The organism is uncultured Meiothermus sp., from assembly GCF_937863175.1.
Classification (GTDB): Bacteria; Deinococcota; Deinococci; order Deinococcales; family Thermaceae; genus Meiothermus.
Window position 1 is genome coordinate 1 of sequence record NZ_CALMCQ010000449.1, and the last position, 1,393, is coordinate 1,393.

Here is a 1,393-nt window from a genome sequence, read left to right on the forward strand (position 1 = left end):
ACCCGCGTTGCGGGGGGCGTACCGCCCTTGACTCCAGTACCCGCGTTGCGGGGGGGGCGTACCGCCCTTGACTCCGGGGGCGAAGGGTTTGTGAGAAACCCGATCAGGAGATGCAAACAAGCGCAGGTTGGGCCACTGGACAAGGTGTCTATTGGCAAGGCGGAGGTCTGACGCTAGGCTGGGAAAATGTATCTCCCCCAGCACTTTGCTGTAACCGAACCTCGAGTGCTGTTTGATTTGATGCGGCAAATCGGTTTTGCCACCCTGGTCTCGGTGCATGAGGGCAGACCCTTTGCCACCCAGATACCCTTTACGGTCTACCCCGAACGCAATATGCTGGCCAGCCACCTTGCACGCGCCAATCCACAGTGGACTTCGTTCGCCCAGAACGAAGAAATTCTGGTTATTTTCCAGGGCGACCACGGCTTCATCTCCCCTACCTGGTATGAGAAACACCCCAGCGTACCCACCTGGAACTATATGACCGTCCACGCCTATGGCAGGGTGCAGATCGTCGAGGAGTCAGCCGTTGTGAAAACCCTGCTGCACGACCTGGTTTTACAGTATGAGCAGCAGTGGAAAATGGAGGAACTCCGTGAAGACTACCTGCACGGAATGATGAGAGGTATTGTGGCTTTCCAGATTGAGATTACCCGGCTTGAAGGTAAGTTCAAGCTCTCGCAAAACCGTAGCAGGGCTGACCAGGAGCGGGTTGTGGCGGCTTTGGGGCAGCGCCAGAATCCTGGTGACCGGGCTGTAGCTGCCCAGATGCAAAAAAACCTGGATGAGGCATGAACCTGAGCCTGACCCAGCCCATCCTCCTCGAGGGCTCTTTAGTGCGGCTGGAGCCGCTGACGATTGAGCATCTGCCGGTCTTGCTGGAATTGGCGGGACTCGAGGAGTACCCGGTTACCTTCATCCCCAAAACCGAGGACGGAATGCGCCGCTACATCCAGGCTGCCCTGGACGACCAGGCCAGGGGCTGTGCGCTGCCTTTTTTGACCGTGGACAAGCGGGTAAATCAACCGGTGGGCAGCACCCGTTTTGTGGAGTTCGAGTACTGGCCCTGGGCCGTAGACAACCCCAACTACCGTCCGGGCCTGCCCGACGCCGTAGAAATCGGCTGGACCTGGCTGGCCCCCCACGCCCAGCGCACCGGCCTCAACACCGAGGCCAAGCTCCTGATGCTGACCCATGCGTTTGAGGTGTTTAGGGTGCGTCGGGTTACCCTGAAAACCGATGCGCGCAACCTGCGCTCGCGCAATGCCATTGTCAGACTGGGCGCCAACTTTGATGGGATTCTTCGGGCTCATCGGCCTGCTTCCGACGGCGGCATTCGCAGCACTGCCCTGTTTAGCATCCTGGCCGAGGAGTGGCTGGCGGTGCGCGAGCG

2 protein-coding genes are annotated in these 1,393 nt (G+C 59.5%); both read left to right on the plus strand.

The genetic code is table 11. The annotated features are described in order from the left end of the window. Positions 1–186: 186 nt before the first annotated feature. The gene (locus Q0288_RS16900; RefSeq protein WP_299433167.1) at positions 187–795 is read left to right on the plus strand and encodes an FMN-binding negative transcriptional regulator; all 609 of its coding nucleotides are present in this window, start codon (positions 187–189) and stop codon (positions 793–795) included. Beyond that, positions 792–1,393 (plus strand): GNAT family protein (locus Q0288_RS16905; RefSeq protein WP_299433170.1); only part of this gene is annotated, 602 nt, incomplete at its 3' end. The genes Q0288_RS16900 and Q0288_RS16905, both read left to right, overlap by 4 nt.

Bases quoted from the DNA above. Each gene is read 5' to 3' on its own strand.
- Q0288_RS16900 (WP_299433167.1), top strand. From the start codon at position 187: ATGTATCTCCCCCAGCACTTTGCTGTAACCGAACCTCGAGTGCTGTTT.